The sequence below is a fragment of the Rivularia sp. UHCC 0363 genome (assembly GCF_034931125.1).
Taxonomy (GTDB): Bacteria; Cyanobacteriota; Cyanobacteriia; order Cyanobacteriales; family Nostocaceae; genus Rivularia.
In genome coordinates this window covers 58254-82966 of the sequence record NZ_JAYGHM010000014.1, presented here as the reverse complement: position 1 = coordinate 82966, position 24713 = coordinate 58254, and the positions used below count along the sequence as shown (strand labels likewise).

Annotated in this window: 15 protein-coding genes and 1 CRISPR repeat array; of the genes, 9 read left to right on the top strand and 6 right to left on the bottom strand. The window is 37.8% G+C overall.

Annotated elements, in window-relative coordinates:
* Nucleotides 1-85 precede the first annotated feature (85 nt).
* The 5 genes from VB797_RS10465 to VB797_RS10445 all read left to right on the top strand — a co-directional run bounded on the left by VB797_RS10465 (nt 86) and on the right by VB797_RS10445 (nt 10457).
* A complete protein-coding gene (locus VB797_RS10465; protein ID WP_323237611.1) occupies nt 86-790 on the top strand; it encodes a SprT family zinc-dependent metalloprotease in 705 nt (234 codons plus the stop codon).
* Between the two features lie 140 nt (nt 791-930).
* Nucleotides 931-4686, top strand: coding sequence for a CHAT domain-containing tetratricopeptide repeat protein (locus VB797_RS10460; RefSeq protein ID WP_323237610.1), 3756 nt, complete (start codon nt 931-933; stop codon nt 4684-4686).
* A gap of 297 nt (nt 4687-4983) precedes the next feature.
* Nucleotides 4984-8682 carry a CHAT domain-containing tetratricopeptide repeat protein gene (locus VB797_RS10455; RefSeq protein WP_323237609.1) on the top strand — a complete coding sequence of 1233 codons (3699 nt, stop codon included), beginning with the start codon at nt 4984-4986 and terminating at the stop codon, nt 8680-8682.
* A 3-nt stretch (nt 8683-8685) separates the two neighbouring features.
* Complete coding sequence (locus tag VB797_RS10450) at nt 8686-9063, top strand: hypothetical protein (RefSeq protein ID WP_323237608.1); 378 nt, start codon at nt 8686-8688, stop codon at nt 9061-9063.
* Nucleotides 9060-10457, top strand: a complete 1398-nt coding sequence (locus VB797_RS10445; RefSeq protein WP_323237607.1) for a hypothetical protein — start codon at nt 9060-9062, stop codon at nt 10455-10457. The genes VB797_RS10450 and VB797_RS10445 overlap by 4 nt, the downstream gene beginning before the upstream one ends.
* A 244-nt stretch (nt 10458-10701) precedes the next feature.
* On the opposite strand, the gene VB797_RS10440 is transcribed toward VB797_RS10445, so the two are convergent.
* From VB797_RS10440 to VB797_RS10425, 4 genes are all read right to left on the bottom strand, one after another.
* On the bottom strand, nt 10702-10938 hold the full coding sequence (locus tag VB797_RS10440; protein ID WP_323237606.1) for a hypothetical protein: 237 nt from the start codon (nt 10936-10938) through the stop codon (nt 10702-10704).
* A gap of 394 nt (nt 10939-11332) precedes the next feature.
* Entirely contained in the window at nt 11333-11893 is a 561-nt protein-coding gene (locus tag VB797_RS10435) for a helix-turn-helix transcriptional regulator (RefSeq protein WP_323237605.1), read from the bottom strand.
* A gap of 205 nt (nt 11894-12098) precedes the next feature.
* Nucleotides 12099-12434 (bottom strand): hypothetical protein, encoded by a 336-nt coding sequence (locus VB797_RS10430; protein WP_323237604.1) that lies wholly within the window; start codon nt 12432-12434, stop codon nt 12099-12101.
* 347 nt (nt 12435-12781) lie between these two features.
* Nucleotides 12782-13027 carry a hypothetical protein gene (locus VB797_RS10425; protein WP_323237603.1) on the bottom strand — a complete coding sequence of 82 codons (246 nt, stop codon included), beginning with the start codon at nt 13025-13027 and terminating at the stop codon, nt 12782-12784.
* A gap of 176 nt (nt 13028-13203) precedes the next feature.
* Between VB797_RS10425 and VB797_RS10420 the strand changes: the two genes are divergently transcribed.
* The 3 genes from VB797_RS10420 (at nt 13204) to VB797_RS10410 (ending at nt 16531) form a co-directional block, all read left to right on the top strand.
* Complete coding sequence (locus tag VB797_RS10420; protein ID WP_323237602.1) at nt 13204-13791, top strand: hypothetical protein; 588 nt, start codon at nt 13204-13206, stop codon at nt 13789-13791.
* A gap of 75 nt (nt 13792-13866) precedes the next feature.
* Nucleotides 13867-15486 carry a hypothetical protein gene (locus VB797_RS10415; RefSeq protein ID WP_323237601.1) on the top strand — a complete coding sequence of 540 codons (1620 nt, stop codon included), beginning with the start codon at nt 13867-13869 and terminating at the stop codon, nt 15484-15486.
* A 241-nt stretch (nt 15487-15727) separates the two neighbouring features.
* A complete protein-coding gene (locus tag VB797_RS10410) occupies nt 15728-16531 on the top strand; it encodes a DNA cytosine methyltransferase (RefSeq protein WP_323237600.1) in 804 nt (267 codons plus the stop codon).
* Between the two features lie 8 nt (nt 16532-16539).
* Here VB797_RS10410 and VB797_RS10405 read toward each other — a convergent pair whose 3' ends face one another.
* Both VB797_RS10405 and VB797_RS10400 read right to left on the bottom strand, forming a co-directional pair.
* Nucleotides 16540-20211, bottom strand: coding sequence for a CHAT domain-containing tetratricopeptide repeat protein (locus tag VB797_RS10405; RefSeq protein WP_323237599.1), 3672 nt, complete (start codon nt 20209-20211; stop codon nt 16540-16542).
* A 195-nt stretch (nt 20212-20406) separates the two neighbouring features.
* Nucleotides 20407-21156 carry a DUF4384 domain-containing protein gene (locus tag VB797_RS10400; RefSeq protein ID WP_323237598.1) on the bottom strand — a complete coding sequence of 250 codons (750 nt, stop codon included), beginning with the start codon at nt 21154-21156 and terminating at the stop codon, nt 20407-20409.
* A gap of 236 nt (nt 21157-21392) precedes the next feature.
* On the opposite strand from VB797_RS10400, the gene cas1 reads away from it, so the two are divergent.
* The gene (gene cas1, locus VB797_RS10395) at nt 21393-23399 is read left to right on the top strand and encodes a CRISPR-associated endonuclease Cas1 (protein ID WP_323237597.1); all 2007 of its coding nucleotides are present in this window, start codon (nt 21393-21395) and stop codon (nt 23397-23399) included.
* A 244-nt stretch (nt 23400-23643) separates the two neighbouring features.
* A CRISPR array of direct repeats spans nt 23644-24471; the repeat unit is 35 nt; unit sequence CTTTGACTTTTTGTAAGTCGAATAAAAATGGAAAC.
* Between the last annotated feature and the right edge of the window lie 242 nt (nt 24472-24713).

The following is a 24713-nucleotide window of genomic DNA, read 5'->3' as shown; positions in this document are numbered from 1 at the left end:
AAAAGGGGGAGTTAGTAAGAGGGCAGAAGAATAATAATTTACCAATTACCCATGAACCATTACCAATTACCAATTCCCCAATCAAATGCATCAAATAACAGTCGGCGAACTTAATATAGATGTAGTCAGAAAGAAAATCAAAAACTTGCATTTAGCAGTATATCCACCATACGGACGGGTACGAATCGCCACACCATTAAACATTGATGACGAAGCCGTGCGTTTATTCGCCATCTCCAAACTGTCCTGGATAAAAAAACACCAAGCAAACTTTAACTCTCAAGAGCGCCAATCAAAACGAGAATTCGTATCTGGTGAAAGTCATTATTTTCAAGGAAAACGCTATTTAATAAACGTTATTTATCACCAAGGAAATTCTAAAGTAGAAGTTAGGAATAATACCTATATTGACCTTTACGTCAAAGAAGGAAGCAACGAAACCCAACGCAAAAACGCCATGACTTCCTGGTATCGCAAACAATCAAAACAAGACATTCCCCAATTAATCGCCAAATGGGAGCAGATTATCAACGTTGAAGTAGAAGATTGGGGAGTAAAGCAGATGAAAACCAAATGGGGAACCTGTAACACCCAAGCAAAACGCATCTGGTTAAATCTAGAACTCGCTAAAAAAGATCGGCATTGCTTGGAATATGTTGTAGTGCATGAAATGGTGCATTTATTGGAGAGAAGTCATGGGGAGCGGTTTGTGGCTTTGATGAATAAATTTATGCCCAATTGGCGGTTTTATAAGGACGAGTTGAATCGTTCTGCCTTGGGGGATTATTGAGTTGGGTTTTGGGACTGCATTGTAAGTGAAGGGGTGGAATATTATTAAATAATATTTTATTTATCATCTGATCTCTGTAATTTTACGGATTTTCGGGTGCTGGTTTTGAATGTTCTTATAAAGACCTCAGCCCTTATCCCATGAACGAACAGCGTCAGCAAGACTATCTCAAGCTCATTCAAAGCCTGTTAGATTCGCCCAGTGGTGAAGAAGAGATTTTAGCCGCACACCAAGATTTACTTGATGTTGGATTTGTGCATACGGTAGAAGAATTAGCACAGATATATTCTCAACATGGAAATGAGAATACAGCAAATTGGTTGCAAAATTTGGCAAGTTATCTTAAAGAAGTGTTAAATCTAGATAATCAAGTAGATTTGCAATTTCTGAGTGAGGAGGAGATAGAAGCATATTTCCAATTCGTGGGGGAGGTGCTACAAGCAACCGCAGACAGCAAAGGTAATCCCCAGGTAGTCTACCCCTTACTGGCACAGAATACAGACAAGCTCGATGGAGTGTTTGCACAAATACTACGTCGCTTGGAAACAAATACACTGAGAGAAGTGAAAGCAGATGCAAAATTTATAGCAGAAGGTATTTGTGACTTTAGCAATTTAATTCAGCAATTCCCCTTTGGTAACAAAGCCAGCAATATGGAAATTGCTATCACTGGCTATAAAGTTGTGCTAGAAGTCTACACCAGGGAAGCTTTCCCTCAAGATTGGGCAATGATAAAAAATAATCTTGCAAATGCCTACAGCGATAGAATTAAAGGAGACAAGGCAGATAACATCGAAAATGCGATCAAGGCTTATACTGCTGCTTTAACTGTCAGAACCAGAGAAGCTTTGCCTCAACAATGGGCAGCAACGCAAAATAATCTCGCAATTGCCTACAGCGATAGAATTAAAGGAGACAAGGCAGATAACATCGAAAAGGCAATCGCTGCTTTTACTGCTGCTTTAACTGTCTACAAAGAAGAAGCTTTGCCTCAAAATTGGGCAATGACACAAAATAATCTCGCAATTGCTTACAGGGATAGAATTCAAGGAGACAAGGCAGATAACATCGAAAAAGCCATCGCTGCTTTAACTGCTGCTTTAACTGTCAGAACTAGAGAAGCTTTGCCTACTGATTGGGCAGCAACGCAAAATAATCTCGCAATTGCCTACAGCGATAGAATTAAGGGAGACAAGGCAGAGAACATCGAAAATGCGATCAAGGCTTATACTGCCGCTTTAACTGTTTACAAAGAAGAAGCTTTACCTCAAAATTGGGCAACAACACAAAATAATCTCGCAAATGCCTACAGGGATAGAATTCAAGGAGACAAGGCAGATAACATCGAAAAGGCAATCGCTGCTTTTACTGCCGCTTTAACTGTCTACAAAGAAGAAGCTTTGCCTACTGATTGGGCAATGACGCAAAATAATCTTGCAATTGCCTATAGGGAGAGAATTAAAGGAGACAAGGCAGATAACATCGAAAAGGCGATCGCCGCTTCTACTGCTGCTTTAACTGTCAGAACCAGAGAAGCTTTGCCTACTGATTGGGCAGCAACGCAAAATAATCTCGCAATTGCCTACTGGGATAGAATAAAAGGAGACAAGGCAGATAACATCGAAAAGGCAATCGCATCTTATAATGCTGCTTTAATTGTCAGAACCAGAGAAGCTTTCCCTACTGATTGGGCAGATACGCAAAATAATCTCGCAAATGCCTATAGGGAGAGAATAAAAGGAGACAAGGCAAATAACATCGAAAAGGCGATCGCATCTTATAATGCTGCTTTAATTGTCAGAACCAGAGAAGCTTTGCCTATTGATTGGGCAATGACGCAAAATAATCTCGCAAATGCCTACTATTCTAGAATTAAAGGAGACAGGGCAGAGAACATCGATCAGGCGATCGCATCTTATAATACTGCTTTAACTGTCAACACCAGAGAAGCTTTCCTTCAAAATTGGTCAATGACGCAAAATAATCTCGGACTTGCCTACAGCCATAGAATAAAAGGAGACAAAGCAGATAACATCGAAAATGCGATCGCTGCTTCTACTGCTGCTTTAACTGTCTACACCAGGGAAGCTTTCCCTCAAAATTGGGCAGCAACGCAAAATAATCTCGCAATTGCCTACTATTCTAGAATTAAAGGAGACAGGGCAGAGAACATCGATCAGGCGATCGCTGCTTATACTGCTGCTTTAACTGTCTTTACTAGAGAAGCTTTGCCTGAAAACCATGCACAAAGTTTGTTTGGACTGGGAATTACTTACCAAGACGCAAACAAGTTTGTCTTAGCATACAATACTTTTGAATCTGCCATTGCCACAGTAGAATCTTTACGGGAAGAAATAGTATCTGGTGAAGAAAGCAAACGCAAACAAGCGGAACACTTTAACAACGTTTATAGCCGCATGGTAGAAGTTTGCTGGCAATTAAATAAGATTACCGAAGCAATTGAATATGTTGAACGTAGTAAAACCCGCTATTTAGTTGAACAAATCCTCGAACGTGACTCTAAAACCATCTTCCCTCCAGAAGTAGTGACTCAATTAGAACAATACAGGGATGAAATAGCCGTAGGACAATATCAAATCCAAAATGGCAAAGCTGAAAATCCCCAAGTTCTAGCAAAACATCTCCAAGAATTGCGACAGCAGCGTAATGAATTGCAAAACCAATACTTACCCGTTGGTTATGGTTTTAAATTTGACTCCTTCCAACCTACTTTAAATGAGCATACAGCCATTATCGAGTGGTATATTCTCAACGATAAAATTCTGGCGTTTATTGTCACAAAACAAGGAGATGTAACAGTTTGGCAATCCCAACTAGAAGATCGAGAAGCTTTGGGAAATTGGATAAATCAATATTTACAGAACTATTACAATCAAAAAGACCAATGGCTGAATAACTTAGGGGAAGAACTCAATAAATTAGCCTCGATTCTGCACATTGATGAAATATTAAACCAAATACCAAAGCACTGCGATCAACTCATCTTAATTCCCCATACGTTCTTGCATTTATTCCCCCTTCATGCAATTCCAGTAAATCGAAATTCAGAAAATCCGCTTTGTCTTCTAGATTTATTTGCTGGTGGTGTGAGTTATGCACCCAGTTGTCAACTACTGCAACAGGTACAAAAACGCAAACGACCTAATTTTCAATCTCTGTTTGCGATTCAAAACCCCACAGAAGACTTATATCAAGATTATGAAAAGGATTTAGGAGCAGTTTCAGCTATCAAAAAACAATTTACTGATAACTATGTTTTGAAACAAGCAAATGCTAAAAAAGCTGAAATTCTCCATCATGATGAAAACACAAAACTTTTTACATTAAATGAAAAATTAGCTCAAGCTAATAATATATTTTTCTTTTGTCACGGTTTCTTTAATCCGAATTCTTCCTTAGATTCCGGTTTACAACTAGCCGATGAAAATATTACTTTGGCTGATATAATTTCTCACTTCAAGTTGAACAACTGTCGCTTAGTGACTCTTTCTGCTTGCGAAACAGGTGTGATAGATTCCAATAATGTGAGTGATGAATACATTGGCTTACCTTATGGCTTCCTTTTAGCTGGCAGCACCAATGTAGTTAGTAGTCTCTGGACTGTAAGTGCTACTGCTACCGCTTTATTGATGATTAAATTTTACGAAGAATTACAGACACAAAGTAGTATTGCAATAGCTCTCAATACCACTCAACGCTGGTTAAGGGATACTACAGCACAAGGATTTCAAGATTGGCTGAAGAACTCACAACTAAGTAAGGCTTGGCAAAGAGAACTAGATAAATATTTTGCCCAGAACTATAGTGCAACTACCAAACCCTTTGAATCACCTTTTTATTGGTCAGCTTTTTTTGTTACAGGTAAAGGAGTATAGTTAATGTCAATTTACCAAAATAGTATTCCTACTTTATAACTGTGGATAAAATGATTTTTTAGAGTTTAAATGAAGTAATTGTGTAAAAGCTAGTCAGAAATAAGGACTTAGCAGAAGCATAAAGTATAACTAAAAACTCAGCTTACAGGTTTTATAAAGTTGCTCGAGTACCGCGACTAACACCACAACGGTTAATTTGAATATCAAATTATTGGCTAATTTCCGTAGTTTTCCGGAATTTAGGGTACCGATGTTGATTTTTTATCATACAATGTGTGGTTGCTCACCCCCTTACTCATGAAAGAACAGCGTCAACAAGCCTATCTTCAATTGATACAAAACCTGCTGAGTTCTAGTAGCAAAGATGAAATACAAGAAATTTTGGCAGCAAACCAATATTTACTTGATGCAGGTTTCTTGCAGACGGTAGAAGCATCAGCACAGATGTTTTCGCGGCAGGGAGATGAGAATAAAGCAAATTTCTTGGAAGCCTTGGCAAGTTATTTTAGGAATTTTCTATTTTTGATGCAGGTACTCCAAAAAACTGAGTCAAGCCAAGGTGATCCGCAAGTAATTTATCCTCTGCTTGCAAAGAATACAGACAAAATTAATGAAGTATCAATAGAAATATTGCGTGAGTGGGGCGTAAATGTACTCAGAGATGCACAAATAAATCAGGCAAAATATCTAGCAGAAGTTATTCAGCTTTTTAGCAGTATAGTTAGTAGATTCCCCTTGGGTAACACAGTTAGCAATATAGAAATTGCCATAACTGGCTTTAAAGTCGTCTTGACAGTTTACACCCAGCAAGCTTTTCCCTATGAATGGGCAGGTACACAAAATAATCTTGCTAATGCTTACCTTTGTAGAATCAAAGGGGAGCAAGAAGATAATTTAGAATTAGCAATTGCTTGTTATCAAGAAGCTTTGAAAGTACACACTTTTGAAGCATTTTTCTATGATTGGGCAAGGACGCAGAATAATCTTGCTATGGCTTACTTTTACAGAATCAAAGGGAAGCGAGCGGATAATTTAGAGCAGTCACTAGTTTATTCCCAAGAAGCTTTGAAAGTATTTACTTTTGAGGCATTTCCCTATGATTGGGCAGGTACACAAAATAATCTTGCTACTGCTTACATTGAAAGAATTAGAGGGGAGAAAGCAGATAATTTAGAGCAGTCACTCGTTTGTTTTCAAAATGCTTTAAAGGTCAGAACTTTTGAGGCATTTCCTTATGATTGGGCAAGGACGCAAAATAATCTTGCTAATGCTTACATTCAAAGAATTAAAGGGGAGAAAGCAGATAATTTAGAGCAGTCACTCGTTTGTTCCCAAGAAGCTCTCAAAGTAAATACTTTAGATACCTTTCCTGTTGATTGGGCAGGTACACAAAATAATCTTGCTAATGCTTACATTGAAAGAATTGAAGGGGAGAAAGCAGATAATTTAGAATCTGCGATAACTTGTTCCCAAAATGCTTTGAAAGTGTATACTTTTGAAGATTTTCCTTATGTTTGGGCAAAGGTTAAAAACAATCTTGCTAATGCCTATATTTACAGAATCAGAGGGGAGAGAGCAGAAAATTTAGAACTGGCAATTGCTTGTTTGCAAGAAGCTCTCAAAGTACAGACTTTAGAGACTTTTCCTGTTGATTGGGCAACCACGCAAAATAGTCTGGCTACTGCTTACCTTGACAGAATCATAGGGGATAAAGCTGAAAACCTAGAGCAGGCACTTGCTTGTTTTCAACAAGCTTTGAAATTATATACTTTTGAAGATTTTCCCAATAAATGGGCAAGAACGCAAAATAATCTGGGTGAATTTTACTCCGACAGGATAAAAGGGAATAAAGCTGAGAATTTAGAACTGGCGCTCGCTTTTTATCGGAATGCTCTGAAGGTCTATACTTTTGAAGCTTTTCCCTATGAATGGGCAATGATGCAAAATAATATCGCTACTGCTTATATTAAAAGAATTAGAGGGGAGCAAGCAGAAAATCTAGAACTGGCAATTGATTGTTTTAAAGAAGCTCTTAAAGTAAGAACTTTTGACGCTTTTCCTGTTGATTGGTCAGCCACACAAAATAATCTCGGCGCTGCTTACACTGAGAGAATTAAAGGAGAGCGAGCAGAAAATTTAGAACTAGCAATTGCTTGTTTGCAAGAAGCTCTTAAAGTAAGAACTTTTGAAGCTTTTCCTATTGAATGGTCAAGCGCACAAAATAATCTCGCTCTTGCTTACACTGAGAGAATTAAAGGAGAGCGGGCAAAAAATTTAGAATTGGCAATAGCTTCTTGTAATGCTAGTTTGGCTGTAAGAACACACGAAGCCCTTCCCCAAAATCATGCAGAAACTTTATTTATCCTTGGGAAAGTTTACCAGAATGCAAACCAGCCCAATTTAGCTTATACTAGCTTTGCATCTGCCATCACCACTACAGAATCCTTACGAGAAGAAATAGTTTCTGGCGAAGAAAGTAAGCGCAAACAAGCAGAAAAATGGAACGAGCTTTATAGCAACATGATAGAAGTGTGCTTGGAATTAGGTAATATCACAGAAGCAATCGAATATGTTGAGCGTAGTAAAACCCGCAATTTAGTTGAACAAATCCTAGAACGTGACTCAAAAACTATCTTTCCTGCAAATATTGTTACTCAATTAAAAAAATACAGAGATGAGATAGCTACAGGACAATATAAAATTCAAAATGGCAAGGCTGAAAATCCCAAAGCTTTAGCACAACATCTGCAACATTTGCGACAGCAGCGTAATAAATTACAAAACCACTATTTACCTGTTGGTTATGGCTTCAAATCTGATTCATTCCAGTATATTTTGGATGAGCGTACAGCCATTATTGAGTGGTATGTTCTTAAGGATAAAATTCTGGTATTTGTTATCACCTACAAAGGAGAGTTAAATGTTTGGCAATCCCAAACAGAAAACCGAAAAGCTTTGGGAAATTGGGGAAGTCAATATTTGCGGAATTACGATAACAAAAAAGAAGAATGGCAGAATAGCTTAGGGGGAGAACTCAAAGAATTAGCCTCCATTTTGCACATTGATGAAATATTTGCCCAGATACCAAATCACTGCAATAAACTTGTCTTAATTCCCCATCACTTCCTGCACTTGTTACCCCTTCATGCACTCCCAATAAGTCAAAATTATGAGAATTCACCTTGTCTAATGGATTTATTTACTGGTGGTGTCAGCTATGCTCCCAGTTGTCAAATACTGCAACAAATACAAAAGCGAGAACGTCCTGATTTTCAATCCCTGTTTGCGATACAAAACCCTACAGAAGACTTATATCAAGACTATGGTAAGGATTTAGGAGCAGTTTCAGCTATCAAAAAACAATTTACAGATAACTATGTTTTAAAAGAAGCAAATGCTAAAAAAGCTGAAATTCTCCATCATGATGAAAACACCAAACTTTTTACATTAAATGAAAAATTAGCTCAAGCTCACAATATATTTTTCTTTTGTCACGGTTTCTTTAATATTAGTTCCTCCTTTGATTCTGGTTTACAATTAGCCGATGAGAATATTACTTTGGCTGATATAATTGCTCATTTCAAATTGAAAAATTGTCGCTTAGTCACTCTTGCTGCTTGCGAAACAGGTGTAATTGATTTCAATCTGAGTGATGAGTACATTGGCTTACCCTACGGTTTCCTTTTAGCTGGTAGCACAAATGTAGTTAGTAGTCTCTGGACTGTAAGTGCTACTGCTACTGCTTTATTGATGATTAAATTTTACGAAGAATTACGGACACAAAATAGTATTACAGTAGCTCTAAATATAACTCAACGCTGGTTAAGGGATACTACAGCACAAGGATTTCAAGACTGGCTGAAGAATTCATCACTGAGTTTAGCTTGGCGAAGAGAGCTAGATAAATACTTTGCCCAGAACTATAGTGCAACTATTAAACCCTTTGAATCACCTTTTTATTGGTCAGCTTTTTTTGTTACAGGTAAAGGAGTATGATTAATGTCAATTTACGACAATAGCATTCGGGCTTTTATTCAAGTTATTGAATCTAAATCTAACTTGATTTCTCATCAAGATTGGGATGAATTGCATCAACTATCTAGCAATTTCCCAGAAGATGTGGAAGAAATATCAGAAATAATTGAAAATTGGTTACAATTTGATTCCCGCAATCAAATTCTACAAGCTTATGAGCAGAAACTAGAAGTAATCAGTTCTTCATCTTCCATTGACTTAGATAAAAATTTGGGTATAGCTAATAGCCAATCTCCTACTAAACCCAATCAGCCTAGCCTACCTTACAAAGAACTGTTAGATAATAGCATTAAAAAGAACTCGCCTTTGTTGAATCCCCCACCACCTAAACAGCAGCAGTGAAGAATTTTACCATCAGTCTTTATACTTTCCATCTGCGCCATAGTTTGACGGATGCTCCCGATGAAGTTGATGTAGATGCTAACCTTTTATGGGAAAATCTAGCAAAGCTGGGTGAAAATTCACTTTTATTTTCTTATTTGAAAGATTTACGGTCAAAATTAATTTGTTATCACAATGGCAATTACTACCCCGAAGCTGAGCAAGGTATGCAAACTGAGTGGTTAACAGATTCTGGCAGCATAGATTTAGGTAGCATTTCTACAACAGAAGGTTTTAGAATTAATGCCAAGATTCAGCCTTTTGTACTTAATGATACTTATGCTGCGGATCTTACTCTTTTCCCAGAATCACCCCACATACCCATTGATGTAGCGCAACTGCAACATTTCCAACCAACTTCTCTGCTACCACATAATATTCAAGCATCTCTAGGACAAACGTTATGGATTTATGGGGAAGTAGATGCAAATGAAAACTGTCAAGAACTTGCTAACCAATACGCAGTTGCATTGTTTGCAGGAACAAACTTAAATCCGGTTTTTATCAAGCAGGGTGAAATTTTTGGTAGTTTACTATTTGAATACGAAGCAGCCGATCCCGATGATGCTCAAAACCTAACTAAAAAATCTCATATTTTGATATGCCTGAATAATAATCAAGCTCAAACACCAAAACTAGCAGGTGAAGCCTATGACTGGCTATTAAATTTACTCTGTTGTCGTCACAAAATTCTTTATATTTATCAGCAAGCTCGCAATCGCTACCCAGAAGCAAGAGTTATTTATAGTTACTTAGAAAAAAAGATAAAAGATTTTTCCAATCTTATAGCTGATTCCCAAGACCTACAACCACTCAAAGAATTACTGGCAGAAATGCCACAAAAAAGCCTTGAATATGCTCGTTCTCTTCAAGACTTAGAATCACATTACACAGCTATTTCTACAAATATAAGTAATTACAAAACTTGTTTAGAAAAAATTACCGCTATCGGAGGAGATACTCCCAAATTCTGGCAAGACTTTCTAAATCGCGCCGAAAAGCAATGGCAGCAACAAATAGAAACCTACCTCAAATATCTTACCCCCGGTCAAAACCTCTTTGAGCAGATGATTGGGATAATTCGCGGCATAGTAGAAGTAGAACAAGCTAAACGCGATCGCTCTTTAGAAAATACCATTCAAAGATTAGGTATAGCCTTTGGCGGCGGTGCAATAGTTTCTGGTGTTGTCACGCAACATATAGATAAACCCTTCGCACCAGGGATAATAAATTTTAAGTACCCAGTTCACCCCCTAGCATCATCTTTGCTGTGGAGTTTTGTGGCTACCACCTTTTTTTGGTTCTTAGCGTGGTTGTTTACTAAACCCAAACGGAAGAGGAATATACGAAGTTAGTCGCATGACAAGCGCTATGTTTCTGATACTAAGACTCAAAATGAAATTTTACACGATGAAGAATTAAGCAAACTACTCAAAGAGTTGGGTGAAGATTACTAGCAATTAGAATTACTTGATAATTACCCCATGTTTACCAGAAAGTGTCCCCAATGTGGTATAGATTTTGACCGGAATTACACGGCACGAGTTCATTAGGATTGTCCCGAATGCGGCGGTTGGAAAGATGATTCAGTATAAAATTTCACGATTCAAAAACGCGATCGCACAACTTCTTCAAAAACTCTACTGACATATTAAGTTTTTTTGCAATTGTTTCAATTTTATAATTGTCGGGATAATCTTTACTGAATAATAAATCCGAAAGCAATTCTATTCTTTTTGTAGTTCTTGTTTCAACAAGCTTGTCAAGCTGCCCTTGCAATAATTGAAAACCCTGAGAAACTACAAGCAATTGCTCTTCAGGAGATAGTGACTTCATCCAACCAGCAGCAGCATCTGGGGAAAGGGTTGACTCGGATTCATTATCTATCTCGATCTCGCTTACTGGGGTAGGTTGAAGTAATTCTTCTAAAGTTATAAAACCATTTAGATAAGAGTAAGAAATATTTATAAGAACAACCGATAAAGCTTACTAGCCTTTCTAAGGAATCTCGGCTTAGTTCTGATTGGCATCTTTCCCAAGAACCCCAGGTGGCAAAACTAATACCCTTTAACTCTTTGCTTCGTTTTTTGGTAAACGAACGTAACGACTCTTCCCCACGAAGCCGTTTGCATAAGGCAGAAAGCCGTTGCTTATGTTCGTCATCATCATTTGACATAAATAACTTTGATTCTTTTGCAAAAAGTTACTTATAAAAATGAGAAAACTTTCACTAACTAAAATGGCGATCGCACAACTTCCTTAAATCTTCCACCGACAGATCCAACTTTATTGCAGTTTCTTCAATTTTGGAATTTTCAGGATAGGTATTGGCGGACAATAAATTTAATAGCAATTCTATTTTCTCTTTAGCTCTTGCTTCAACAAACTTATCAAATTCTTCTTGAAATGCTTGTAAACCTTGAGTTGCGACAAATAGTTTATCTTGTGTAGCTAGCGATTTTACCCATGCCGTAGTCACTTCTGGGGAAAAATCTGATTCTTCATTTGGCTTAAAGTTATTAGAAGAAGGTTGAAAAAGTTCTTCTAAGCCTATGAAGTTATTTAAGTATCCGCCAAGCGCTTCGTGAGAACAACCAATAAATTTTACTAATTTATCCAAAGAGTCCTTACTTAAATCTGCTTGACCTCTTTCCCAAGCGCTCCAGGTAGAAAAATTAATACCTCCCAATTCTTTGGCACGCTTTTTTGTGAAAGAACGCACTGATTCATCACCACGAAGCTTTTTACATAGTAAAGAAAGACGTTGTTTGCGTCCATCGTCTTGGTGCATCAATAATATATATCTCTAATTCTGTTACTGCACAAGCTTTACGAAATTTAACAACTAAATCTAAAAATGTGTGGCTATTATCTACATAGCGTGTTGACTTTACCATCACAAAGTATTAATATCTAAATTAATCGCAAATTATCGGTAATAAAGATTAATTGCGACAACCGCGAAAACATTGAAAAATCGAGGATTGAAACAAAAATTAACCCAAAGCGCTTTTTATCTCATTCCCAAGCTGAAATAAAACCTTTTCTCTATTAAAATCTGCTGCCGCTCGTGCAGATTCTGCAAGGATTGTATCAGTATTGGGTGTAAGCTTTAGTGCGCCACCAAGGTATCCGAGGGATTTGCAGTAATAGTCTGACAAATTAGTGGAAGCTAATCGCTTTACCCTAGCATAATCGCCTTGAACAAAAGCATTACGTGCTTCTTGATGCAGCTCGGTTTCTGGTTCCCCAAGAACGTCAAGAATTGCATCTACAGCTTGTTGTACCTTTTCTTTTGTAAATTCTGTAATTTGTTGTGGTGCCTGTACCATGTTTTACTCCTTACCAATTTTCAAAATCGTCGGCTGCTACTTGAGAAGCATAAAGCGGTTCCCACAAACGGTCAAGATGGTCTGCGACTATTCTTGACACGAATCCAATACCCTTATCGGTGTCGGTTAACTTAAAGAGGAAAAAGTCGGTCTAAAAAAAGACTCGACTACACTTGACGAATGGGTACGATACCATGCAACGACTACAAAAATCAATTAGCTACCAAAAAATCTATAAATATAGATGCCGACCCGGTAAAGCAACTGAAAACTTTGACAATAATTGATAAAACATCATTTTTGTCAAAGTAATTAATTTTGGCTTAATAAGCTCAATATATCTTTACCTATAATTTGTTGTCTTCTTCTTCCCATCTTTCTTCTAATTCTTCAACGGAAATATTCTCGCTTTTCGCCATATCCGCGACTTGTTCTTTAATAAGGTTTGTGTTTGCTTCTAATCTCGAAGAAATTATCTGACCTGCGAAAGCGGTAGGTTGTTTCCCATGAATTTTAGCCCAATGCAACAGTTTTTTATAGTTGTACTTCGATATCGTAATAGTCAATCTGGTGTTATGAGGATCAATCGCCATAGTAGATTTTTTAGAACTTTTCATATATATTCCCTTACGCTTTGGGTCAAGTCCAGAAATTTCAACAGGTTTTGCCTTCTGTCATAAAAACTATACAATTAATTGAGAAAAGTTTTGTACTAGAGATGCTCTAGCTATGATATCGTATTTTAAAGTTCACAAAAACCATAAAGATTATGAAAAGTTACGAAATGCTCAAAACCCTACCCTCGGAAAATATCGAACCCCGCCATTTCTTGCGTTACTGCTTCGATATTGACCAACTTTCATCCGAAAACATTTTGGAAGAAGAAACTAGTTTCGGATACTGCTCTAAATGTGTCAAACTGCTCTCCAAGATATTAGGAATGAAGAGAAAGACGGTTCGTGAATGGGGTGAAAATCCCAACTTTGAAGGTATGCCTCATTATGCCAAAGTTACTTGTAGCTACGCGCAAGCAGCACTATCAAAGGAAGAATTAAACAGAATTATTCATCACGATTATGAAGCGCCAGCAGTAAGCGCGATGGAATTTATAGAGGAGATACTTTTACTCGGATTATCGCCATCGGAAAGATTGAAAGTAATTAGTTCCACCAAATTTCGCGGGCAATGCTTTACTTTACTATCCCAAACTTTAAACATATCCAAACGCAGGTTATACGAATGGGGTTGTGATATGGAGTTGCGCGATATGCCCCAACATTACGAAATTACCTTGGGATATGCGATCGCAGTCTATAAAAAAAGACAGCAAACTAGTGCAAAACAAAGTGCTGCTTAATATTTGAGTTGGTCAAATAAATAAAATTTGGTCTTAAAGGAAGACCAAACAACAAAATCAGAATTTATTAATACCATGCAACTACTACAAAAATCAACCTACCAAAAAACTCATAATATTATAGATGCCGACCCCGTAAAGCATCTGGAAGCCAGCACCATAGAATATCTCCACATGAGTTTCCTGCTTTACGAATACAAGAACGGATACAGCAAGCGAGAGTATCGAGAACTACTCGACGGGTACGGTTGGGATAAGGGGAGTTCAGAAGAAAGACGGGCGCTCAAGTTAGCAGAACATTTCCAAGATTTTGCTCATCGTCCCCATGCTCTAATCCAAATCCCCGTTACGACGTTATTAAGATTATGCTCAGAGAAATACAAGCCGATAATCGAAGAACTAAACCAACTTGACGAAGATGATATAACTTGCGATCGCGTTCTTGGTTTAATCAAAGAAAGGCAAGCATTACTTAAGAAAGAGAAGGAATTGGAGTTACCAGAAAAACCTTCAATATGGCATAGAAATTGCAGGGGTGAACGCTACGCGCAGTTTCCACCCGTATATGAAGATGACCAGCAGACGGGAGTATTAACTCAAAAGCTAATGGATGAGTACGGGCTAATACCGCAAGCAATACTCAGAGAGGCAGTTGCTGATTTATATCAGAAGATTAGGGAAGGGCAACAAGAAGAAAGCGCTGCCCGTGATGTGAATGGTGTTGGTGTGAGAGTGAATGATGATAATCATTATAGTGAACCAATCCCATCAGTCAATCAAATCCCAACCGTCAAAGATAAGTGGCAAGAATTGAGCGAACAACTGCAAGCTGATGTTGATGATATCGGCTTCCTTGATCATCAAACGGGCAACTTAATTGCGGAGAATTGCCAGCGATGGGAAGCAGCAGTTCCCCAAGAAAAAAGATGGAATGCCATATCGAATATAGTTCGGCATGATGGAACATCCCTCAAGCATCTTTCTAATTATGCCGTCAACCACAATCCCCTGTGGCGAGAAACTTGGGGTGCAACTTTGGCTAGCTATCAAAACTTCGAGCAAGAGTTGGCATGGGTAGACACCGACGTTCGTAATGACGCTCTCGTATCAATGGGATTCGATATACCTGCTACTGTAGAAATTAAAACAGGGAATCTTCGGAACAGACAAGGTAAGGTAATCGGATTAAATGGGGAGAATATCACTCCCATCCTGGTTAAAGTTGATGGTTTCAATAATTATTTCCATTGGAGCGAGTTAGAAGTAGTCGAAGAAACAAGTAGGTTTAGGTCTTATACTAGCGCCTCAGAAGCACAAGAATATTTAGAGGAACCCCAAGAGTCGGATTTAGAGTTAGAACCGACACCCCTAGACAAAGCAATCGATGTGCTAATACAGGGAAATTGGGAAGATATTAGAAACATATTTAACCAATATCCAGAAATTAAAGGAGAAGCCTGGAATTCTCTCTGTATTGAGCAAAAACGGAGGGTGATTGATATCACTCCGGATAGTGTCAAGGTATTAAATAAAGCCAAGAAAGAGGGTGTTATCGAGGAATATAAGGAGATTACGAATGGGGTGTATGAAATCAAACTTCCAGGAACGTTAATATGGGAAAATCGAGCCTTTCATGAAATTGAGATATATCATCAGCTGCGTCGATGGCGAGATATGTCTTACTCGGTTAACTGAGCTTTTAGTTATTGTATAAAAAAGTTTCGATGGGTGCATCCGTTTCAGAATAAAACGCTCTGGGGAGAACGAAAGTGAAAGAAATTTCTGAGTCTGACCGTTGGAATCCGGCACATTTCGGCGAAATGCCGCGTAAACTCGATTCAGATGGCAATCCGATGATTTTTTGGGATGACAGCATCGAGCCACCAGAACCGGATGACTATGACACATTAATCGAATATGAGGAGGCATGGCACCAATGGGAACAAGAAAACTCCGACAGCTTGATTTGTGCAGCGGAATTGGAGGCGGTTTCCCCCTCTCCGGAATCATCACCGGAAAAGTTCAACTATGCGGACTCTGTGAAATCGACTCGTTTTGTAAACAAATCTTGCAAAAACGGTTCCCCGGTGTGCCAATCTACAACTCGGTGCGGAACCTCCGAATTGAGAAAGAACCAATCGACATTATTACCGCATCACCGCCATGTCAGCCTTTTAGTATTGAAGGTCATCGAAGGGGAGAAGCCGACGAACGAGATTGTATACCCGCAGTTTTGCGACTTGTTGCTAGAATCCAACCCAAATTTTTCTGCCTCGAAAACGTACCCGGATTATTGTCGGCTCCCCAATACCCAGGAGACAAACCCGGAACATATTTTCAACAGATGCTGCGGCAGCTTTATGCATATGGGTACGATGCAGAATGGGTTGTTATCGGAACGCGATTTCGCTTCGGAACCAAATGGTCGGGAGAAAGACTCTTATTCATTGCCACGTCCAGGAGCGTTAAGTTGGAGTGGAAAAGGACGACCCCCTGGAAATACCAAATCGGAAGCCAAGGCCAAGAAAATTGCGTTAATTGGCAAGAAGGAAGTATTCAACCCCGAATGGCTAGAAATACAGTTTGGGCTGCCAATCGGCTGGACATCCCCCCAGGAGTGCCGAGCGGCAACAGAGTTACTCGCGCTCGCCGAGCAGTCCTTGGAAATTGTCTAGATGTACGGCTTGCTCAAATCGTTTGGGAGCGAGTACTTTATCTCTATTCGCTTATTACCATCTAAAAAAACTTCTAATTCTGACAAATCCAAGCACCCCAATAAAATGGATGTGCCAAAGGTTTATCATCTTCCTGACAATCAATTTGCATTTGCGCTGGCAATTCCCGCAATTTCAAAAGTTCTTTCAAAATATCCACTCCCAAAGCAGATTTTCTCAACTCTTTGACCGTAATATTACGAATATAGTTTTGAGCATTTTGTAACGCTGCGATGGCATCCATACCAGCTTGATAGTTATCAAAAAACCGTTCCATTAATAAAGCACTTGTTCTATCAGGTACTTCCCACAAACTCATCACCAATGCTTTTGTACCGGCAACCGCAAATGCTCGACGCAAGCCAAATACACCTTCACCAATTTTAATATCTCCTCTAGCGGTGTTGCAGGCTGATAATACTGTAAGTTCGTTGGCTTGCAAATCTAAACTCGCGATATCTTGGGCAAATACTATTCCTTTACCGGCATTTTCGGGTAAAATTCCACCGGATAGCCAAGTTTTGGCTCCTGCTAAAGCCAGTGCAGAGCGCATCATGGGGTTGGAAACTTGTTTGGTATCAGGTAAAAATAATCCGTGAGTAGCGATGAGCATAATTTTCGGGCATTTACCGTTGATTAAATGAGTTTCTAAGGCTTGTTCACCCATGTATAATTGTACATCTTTGAGCTTATTAGCAACGGTTTCACCCAGGAGTTTGGTGCTAATAGTGCGTGATAAATTTTGGCTGTCAAATGTATCAATAAATTCTTCATTAGAAGGTTGTTTTTGTTGCTCGGTGTGATTAGGTACAGCTAAATCAAAATCTGGATCTGCAATTATGATTGGTTTATCAGCGATGTCTGCAATCCCTGAATGGGAGCGTAAAATATCTCTTCCTACTCCTACATAGGAAACGGTATATTCATCCATTAACAGACGTTTACCAGTTTCATCTATGGGTAATATTTGCAACGGGACTGAGTTTAAATTGCCATCGGTTGCAAATATTAATTGTTGGCAGTTATTACCAAGTTTTTCTCGTATCGGGGCTAATATAAGTTTACTAAGTTGAATCGAATCGGTAGGATTATATTGTTTTATTTGTAGTTTGGGTTTGGCTGGGATAGATGTTTTAAAGCCCAATGTTGGAGTATTGACATCGGATGCTCTTGTGCGGAATATTTGAATTAACCGATCAATTTTTTCGACTTCACCTAAGTCAACCATTTGCACTGTATCGGGTTGTCCGGCTGGTAAAATAAAGGCAAGATAATGGAAAGGCTGCCATTGCGTTTCTCCGTTGGCTCGAATGGCTTGGAAGTTAAACACATCAAATTGCACGAATTCAATCAAGACTGAATTAGCTGGTAATGAAACTGCGATCGCGTTACGGTTGGGAATTTGTTCTGATAGCTGGATTTCTGGTACTTGTGCTGCGATTCGTTTTTGTAGGTTGTCGTATTGGGTTTGAAGTTGAGTTAAATTAGTTTGATAATTGGCAAGATTTTGGGTTTGACTGGCTGAAATTGTCAGATGTATGATTTGATTGCTCAATTCCCGGAGTTGCTGAAATTCCGATGCTAGATGTGGATATTTCCCGTTATAAATGGCTTGGTTTTGAGCAGTGAGGGATGTTGCTGATAAGCCTTTACGTTTGAGAATAAAATCAAATGCTGATTGTATGGCTTGCTGTGAGTTGGAAAAATATTGGTAAATTAGGGATAAGAATAAATCGAAGTTACCTCTAATCTTATCAATAAACGCTAAACGGTCATTTTCTGAGCTAAAAGCAAAGACATTACTAATTAAATTATCGTGGATATGACTGGCTTGGATACGGTAAGATAAAGCTTCTTGATAACGTTTTATTGCAGCGTACAAGGTTGATAGATTATTTAAACTGAATGCGACATCTGGATGATTTTCTCCCAATAATTTCTTTCTTAGGGATAAAGCTAAATTGTAATATTTCTCTGCTTCTGCATATTTCCCTTGAGCAAGGTAAATTTCTGCTAAATTATTATAGCTGTTGGTAATATCGGGATGTTCTTCACCGAAGATGTTTTTTCTAATTTCCAATACCTGTAAATGCAATTCCTCTGCTTCGGGAAAACGTTCTAAACTACCATAGACTGTAGCAAGATTATTTAAAGTTGTGGCTACCTGGGGATGATTATTACCAAACTGACTTCTAATAATTAAAAATACTTCCGTAAATAGCTTTTCTGCTTCTGCATATTTAAACTGAGCATCATAAAGTACTGCCAAACTATTCAAAATTCCCGCAACATCGGGATGCATTTCTCCCAGTAAGCGTTTTGCTAATCGATAATTTTCTTTGTATATAGCTTCTGCTTGAGAATATCTTCCTTGTAAGCGGTAAATTTCTGCTATTCTATTTAAACTTTCAACAATATCGTGATGCTCTTCTCCGAATATATTTTTTCTAATGGCTAAAGCCGTTAAATATTTTTGTTCGGCTTGAGAATAATTTCCTTGTCTTTGATAAACTAGCGCTAAATGGTTTAAGTTATCGGCGTAATTAGGATGATTTTTACCGTATGCTTTTTCAATTGAATCAAGTGTTTTTAAACAAATAGATTCTGCTGTTTGATAACGTCCTTGATAAGTATAGAGAACGGCAAAATTATGTAATATTTGGACAATATCGGGATGTTCTGGATTTAAAAACAATTTTCTAATGTCGTAAGCTTGTTGATAAACTTCTTCAGCTTTTAAATAAAGTCCTTTAAGTAGATAAACATTACCTAAATTATTTAAACTTTGAGCAACTTCTAAATGTTCTTTTCCAAATAAAGATTTTCGTATTTCTAACGCTTGTAAATGAATTTTTTCCGCATCTGCATAACGACCCAGATTTTCAGAAATACCGCCAAGATTATTTAAAATAATAGCAATAGAGGGATGTTTTTCATTCCCCAAACATTTTTTGCCTAATTCAAAAGCTTGGGTATAATAGTCTTCAGCTTCCGTAAAACGTCCTTGAGAATCATATAAAGCAGCTAAATTATTTAAACTCGCTCCGACATTCCAATCTTCTTCACCAAGCAATTTTTTACGCATTGCTAATGCTTGTAGATGTATTTTTTCCGCATCTTGATAGCGTGCTTGGTTTTCATAGATTGCAGCTAAATTATCCAGACTTTGAGCAACATCGGAATGTTTTTCTCCAAATAGAGATTTTCGCATATTTAGGGCTTTAATATGCATTTTCTCTGATTCAGCATAACGTCCTTGCTCTCGATATACTTCAGCAATATTATTTAAAATAGTTGCAATTTCTTCGTGTTCTTCACCAAGGTGAATTTTCCACAGATGCAAAGCTTGAAAAAAATAGTTTTCAGCGTCGGAATAATTACCTTGAATTACGTAAAATACAGCCAGATTATTTAAACTTTGAGCAACATCGGGATGGTTTTCTCCCAATAATTGCTTTCTCATTTCTATGCTTTCAATCAGCAATGATTGGGCATCTGGATAATTCCCTTGAATTCGATATAATTCTGCGAGGTTATTGAGGCTATCTGCTAATGCTGGATGTTCGCCAATTTTTTCTTTAGTTAGTTTAATTGCTTTTTTGGTGATTGATATTGCTTGTTTTATATCACCTTCCCCGGCTAATCTTACAATTTCTCGGTTGAGTTGGTTTACTTGTTCGAGGGTTTGGGAGATGTTGTTTTCCATGGTTTTTCTTTTTTTAACGCAGAGGAGCGCATTCGCGATCGCCGTAAGGCGCGGCTCAGCGTCTCGCAGAGAAGGTAGCGCAGAGTTTCGCGGAGTTAATGAATTTTGACTTTTAAAATATGGTGCGTGACGGTATCCACAATTTGTTTGATTATGTTTGATATATTCTCGTAACCGTCACAGCACCCTACTTTTTTACTTAATAACTTGATATTCTGTATATAAAATTTGTCTTTCTGTATTACCATTAGCGTAATCTAGTAACGTGTTTAGATAATCTTCGTTTAGCGTTAAAGGCTCATCACTTGGTTTTGGTAGCCATTGTAAATTGGGAATTTTTGGAGTAACTACGGCTAAAATCTGCTCTTTCCCTGGATTACCTTTAATGAGAAAGGAAGTTATAGGAGAATCTGCTTGCGGAAGAATTATTTTACCAGCTTCTAATTTATTTTGAGGAGCAAAACAGGAAGGACAAAAACAAGATACTTCCTCTGACGCATCTTTAAGTAGCAGCAGCAAATACCCCTGCATATTTAGGTTGACTTCAACTTGAATATAACTTCCTATACGCACGGACTTTTCGTAGCGACTGGGTAATTTAGTTCCCCAACCGAGGGTTTCCTCTTTGGTTAAGACTAATCCCATCTCTTCTGTAGGTGAACCAAGTTGTATCAGCTGCAACCAAATTTTATCTAAGGGAGTTAATTCTTCTTCGGGAAATGCAGCAATATCTTGCCAATCTAACTTTAACTCGTCACAAATCTTTGTAAATAATTGGCGTTGAGTGGGTTTACCGTTAAAAAATCGGTTAATGGTACACCAAGCTGCAATACCGTCTGCACTACCTTCATAAGACAAAGACTTTTGAGTCAAGTTTTGCCGTTCTAAGGCTTTCCGCAGTATTTCTTGACCTTTTAGTGATGCATTTAAGGAGCGGCTACTCATGATAATTCAAGATTTAAAAGAGAACCTTTATTAAGTCATATACGAAGTCATACATCTGAGTCAATAAATCATATACATACTCATATGTGCTACTGCAAAAATGGTGGAAGTAAAAACAAGCTCAGATGGTGCGTGACGGTATCCACAATTTGTTTGATTATATTTGATAAATTATCGTGACCGTCACAGCACCCTACTTTTTTTACTTTTTACTTCTAACTTTTTACTTAATCGCCATGTTTACTTTTGAACAGCTACATTTTGCGTGGTTGCAGGTTCGTGCGGGGAGTAAATCTGCTGGTATTGATGGGATGTCGGTTGAATTATTTGAGTCTAATTATTCCTATGAATTACTTAAGATTGAATCTCAAATCAAGCATGAAAGTTACACTCCCAGCCCCGCAAAAGGATTTTATATATCTAAAAAAGATGGTAGCAAACGCTTAATTGGTATTCCTACTGTTCGGGATAGAGTTGTGCAGCGTTTGTTACTTGATGAATTATATTTTCCTTTGGAAGATACGTTTGTGGATTGTAGCTATGCTTACCGTCCGGGACGTAGTATTCAGCAAGCAGTACAGCATTTATATGGTTACTATCAATATCAACCTAAATGGGTTATCAAAGCTGATATTACGGAGTTTTTTGATAACATCTGCTTGGCTTTATTGCTAACTGCGCTGGATAAATTAAAGCTTGAATCAATTGTATTGCAGTTAATCGAGCAGCAACTTAAGTCCGGAATAATCATTAAGGGACAGTATCAAAATGCTGGGAAGGGGTTGTTACAAGGTGGTATTCTTTCGGGTGCTTTGGCTAATTTATATCTGACTGATTTTGATAAAAAATGTCTAAGTCAGGGAATAAATTTAGTTCGATATGGGGATGATTTTGTTATTGCTTGCAGCAGTTTCGCGGAAGCTAATCGGATTTTGGACAAAATTACTCGGTGGTTGGGAGAAATTTATTTAACTATTCAACCAGATAAGACAGAGATTTTTACTCCTGGTGATGAGTTTATTTTCTTGGGTTATCGCTTTGCTAAGGGGGAAGTCTATGCACCACCACCTCCACCTCCAAAACGTCCCGGTGAATGGGTAACGAATGATTCGGGTACTCCTTATTTTCGTCCTAAGCAACGTCCCTACAACTTCAAATCCACTCCTCCGAAAGCTTGCGATATCAGCAAACCTCTAGCATTCCCCCGTGCAGCAATTTCTCACTATTGGCAGGATTTTATGAGTACATTATACGTTACCGACCAAGGTGCTTATTTAAGCATTAAAAATCAGCAATTTCAGGTTTTTTATCAACAAGTATTGAAGATAAAAATACCAGCAGTCAGAGTGAGTAATATTGTTTTGTTTGGTTGCTGTAATGTTTCCCACGGTGCGGTGAGTGCATCTTTAAGAAGAAGAATTCCGATAATGTATTTATCCCAAAAAGGAAGATATTTTGGTAGATTACAAACCGAAGGTAATGCTAAGGTTGGATATTTAATGCGTCAGGTGGAATGCAGTCAAAATCCGGATTTTATTAGAAAGCAAGCTGAAGCAATCCTTTGGGCTAAACTACATAATTCTCGTGCATTACTATTAAAACTAAATCGTCGTCGTCCGTCAAAAATTGCAATTTCAGCAATCGATTTAATTGCTGAATTAATGGATAATTTACCCCAAGCTGATTCTATGGATGCTCTACGAGGGTATGAAGGAAAAGCAGCTACAGTCTATTTTCAAGCGCTGGGTTCATTATTTGTGGGAGATTTTTCTTTCTCTAAGCGTACTAAAAGACCGCCAACCGATCCAATTAATAGTATGCTCAGTTTGGGATATACTTTACTAAGTCAAAATGTTTTTTCTTTTGTTCAGTCTGTAGGGCTACACACGCATTTTGGAAATTTGCACGTTCCTCGCGATAATCATCCAGCTTTAGTCTCAGATTTAATGGAAGAGTTTCGCGCACAACTAGTAGATTCGTTGACAGCTTATTTAGTCAATTCTCGCATTTTTGACATTGAAGATTTTACAAATCCCGACGAGCGTGGAGGAGTTTATTTTCAAACTCATGCGCTAAAAAAATTCCTCAAACATTGGGAAGAAAAGCTACAATCAGAAATAACTCATCCCCACACCGAACAAAAAGTACCTTTTCGTCGTGTTATTGAATTACAAGTTAGGGAATATATTAGTTGTTTGACGGGTAAAGTTGAAATTTATAGACCAATGGTTTGGAAGTTGTAAGGTTGATCATTTCATTAGTTAACCTTATAGATTATAAGTGATTGATAAGTATCTGAGGGGGTATAACAATCTTTGAAATGTCTATTATTTCGTTAACCCCCTCGGATCTATTACTGGTTACGGGTTTTAAGGTGTTAGAAATGTTGTTTAGTAATAAGAAGTATCAAAGATTTCTAGTAAATATTGACCCCCTCAGAATTAGGGGTGTAGAATTGTTTCAGGGAAAGGGTTCTATGAGCCTAGCCTTTGACTTTTTGTAAGTCGAATAAAAATGGAAACAATAATCCGCTGTGATAGATTCTGTTATTAAGATTGTTCTTTGACTTTTTGTAAGTCGAATAAAAATGGAAACTTGTAAACGTCTTCATCCGTTGATCCGTCATCAGCGTCTTTGACTTTTTGTAAGTCGAATAAAAATGGAAACTTGTCTATGGAAATCCATAAGATTTCCTTTAAGCTGAATACTTTGACTTTTTGTAAGTCGAATAAAAATGGAAACAGATTATCAAAAGGCGATTTACACCAACTAGCAATGCTTTGACTTTTTGTAAGTCGAATAAAAATGGGAACTCTTCAATTTTGCCTCTGAAATGTAGCGTTTTGCTACCCTTTGACTTTTTGTAAGTCGAATAAAAATGGAAACTCAATTATAAATTCTGTTGAAGGCGCAGCTGCTTGCTTTGACTTTTTGTAAGTCGAATAAAAATGGAAACTGTTTGAACAGGTTCGGGAGTTTTTTCAACTCCTGTCTTTGACTTTTTGTAAGTCGAATAAAAATGGAAACTCATAGTCGAGAGGTATGAAACTGTCTATACGGCAAGTACTTTGACTTTTTGTAAGTCGAATAAAAATGGAAACAATTCAACGTTAACAGAATTGACACCTGGAACAGTTTGCTTTGACTTTTTGTAAGTCGAATAAAAATGGAAACCTTTTTTGTCAGTTCTGAAATCAAACCTATTTACCTTTGACTTTTTGTAAGTCGAATAAAAATGGAAACTTAGTGTCGCTTGGAGCTGCTTCATCGGCTAGGGCGGCTTTGACTTTTTGTAAGTCGAATAAAAATGGAAACAGCGAAAAAAATATAATCCCTAGACTTTTTGAAAGCCTGGGGATATTTTTTAACAGATTTACCTATATTCAATAAATAAACGGGAATAAGTCAAATAATCTTTTGAATTTATACCTACAACAAAGTCATATAACTCATATACAAACTCATATAAAAATAGCCTTTACTGCGATACGTACTAATATACGTGTTTGAGAAGATAGTGATAAGTCAAAAGGAAAAGAGCAAAGAAAGTTTTCTTT

Bases quoted from the DNA above. Each gene is read 5' to 3' on its own strand.
- VB797_RS10465 (WP_323237611.1), top strand. From the start codon at position 86: ATGCATCAAATAACAGTCGGCGAACTTAATATAGATGTAGTCAGAAAG.
- VB797_RS10460 (WP_323237610.1), top strand. From the start codon at position 931: ATGAACGAACAGCGTCAGCAAGACTATCTCAAGCTCATTCAAAGCCTG.
- VB797_RS10455 (WP_323237609.1), top strand. From the start codon at position 4,984: ATGAAAGAACAGCGTCAACAAGCCTATCTTCAATTGATACAAAACCTG.
- VB797_RS10450 (WP_323237608.1), top strand. From the start codon at position 8,686: ATGTCAATTTACGACAATAGCATTCGGGCTTTTATTCAAGTTATTGAA.
- VB797_RS10440 (WP_323237606.1), bottom strand. From the start codon at position 10,938: ATGAAGTCACTATCTCCTGAAGAGCAATTGCTTGTAGTTTCTCAGGGT.
- VB797_RS10435 (WP_323237605.1), bottom strand. From the start codon at position 11,893: ATGCACCAAGACGATGGACGCAAACAACGTCTTTCTTTACTATGTAAA.
- VB797_RS10430 (WP_323237604.1), bottom strand. From the start codon at position 12,434: ATGGTACAGGCACCACAACAAATTACAGAATTTACAAAAGAAAAGGTA.
- VB797_RS10425 (WP_323237603.1), bottom strand. From the start codon at position 13,027: ATGGCGATTGATCCTCATAACACCAGATTGACTATTACGATATCGAAG.
- VB797_RS10420 (WP_323237602.1), top strand. From the start codon at position 13,204: ATGAAAAGTTACGAAATGCTCAAAACCCTACCCTCGGAAAATATCGAA.
- VB797_RS10415 (WP_323237601.1), top strand. From the start codon at position 13,867: ATGCAACTACTACAAAAATCAACCTACCAAAAAACTCATAATATTATA.
- VB797_RS10410 (WP_323237600.1), top strand. From the start codon at position 15,728: ATGGGAACAAGAAAACTCCGACAGCTTGATTTGTGCAGCGGAATTGGA.
- VB797_RS10405 (WP_323237599.1), bottom strand. From the start codon at position 20,211: ATGGAAAACAACATCTCCCAAACCCTCGAACAAGTAAACCAACTCAAC.
- VB797_RS10400 (WP_323237598.1), bottom strand. From the start codon at position 21,156: ATGAGTAGCCGCTCCTTAAATGCATCACTAAAAGGTCAAGAAATACTG.
- cas1 (WP_323237597.1), top strand. From the start codon at position 21,393: ATGTTTACTTTTGAACAGCTACATTTTGCGTGGTTGCAGGTTCGTGCG.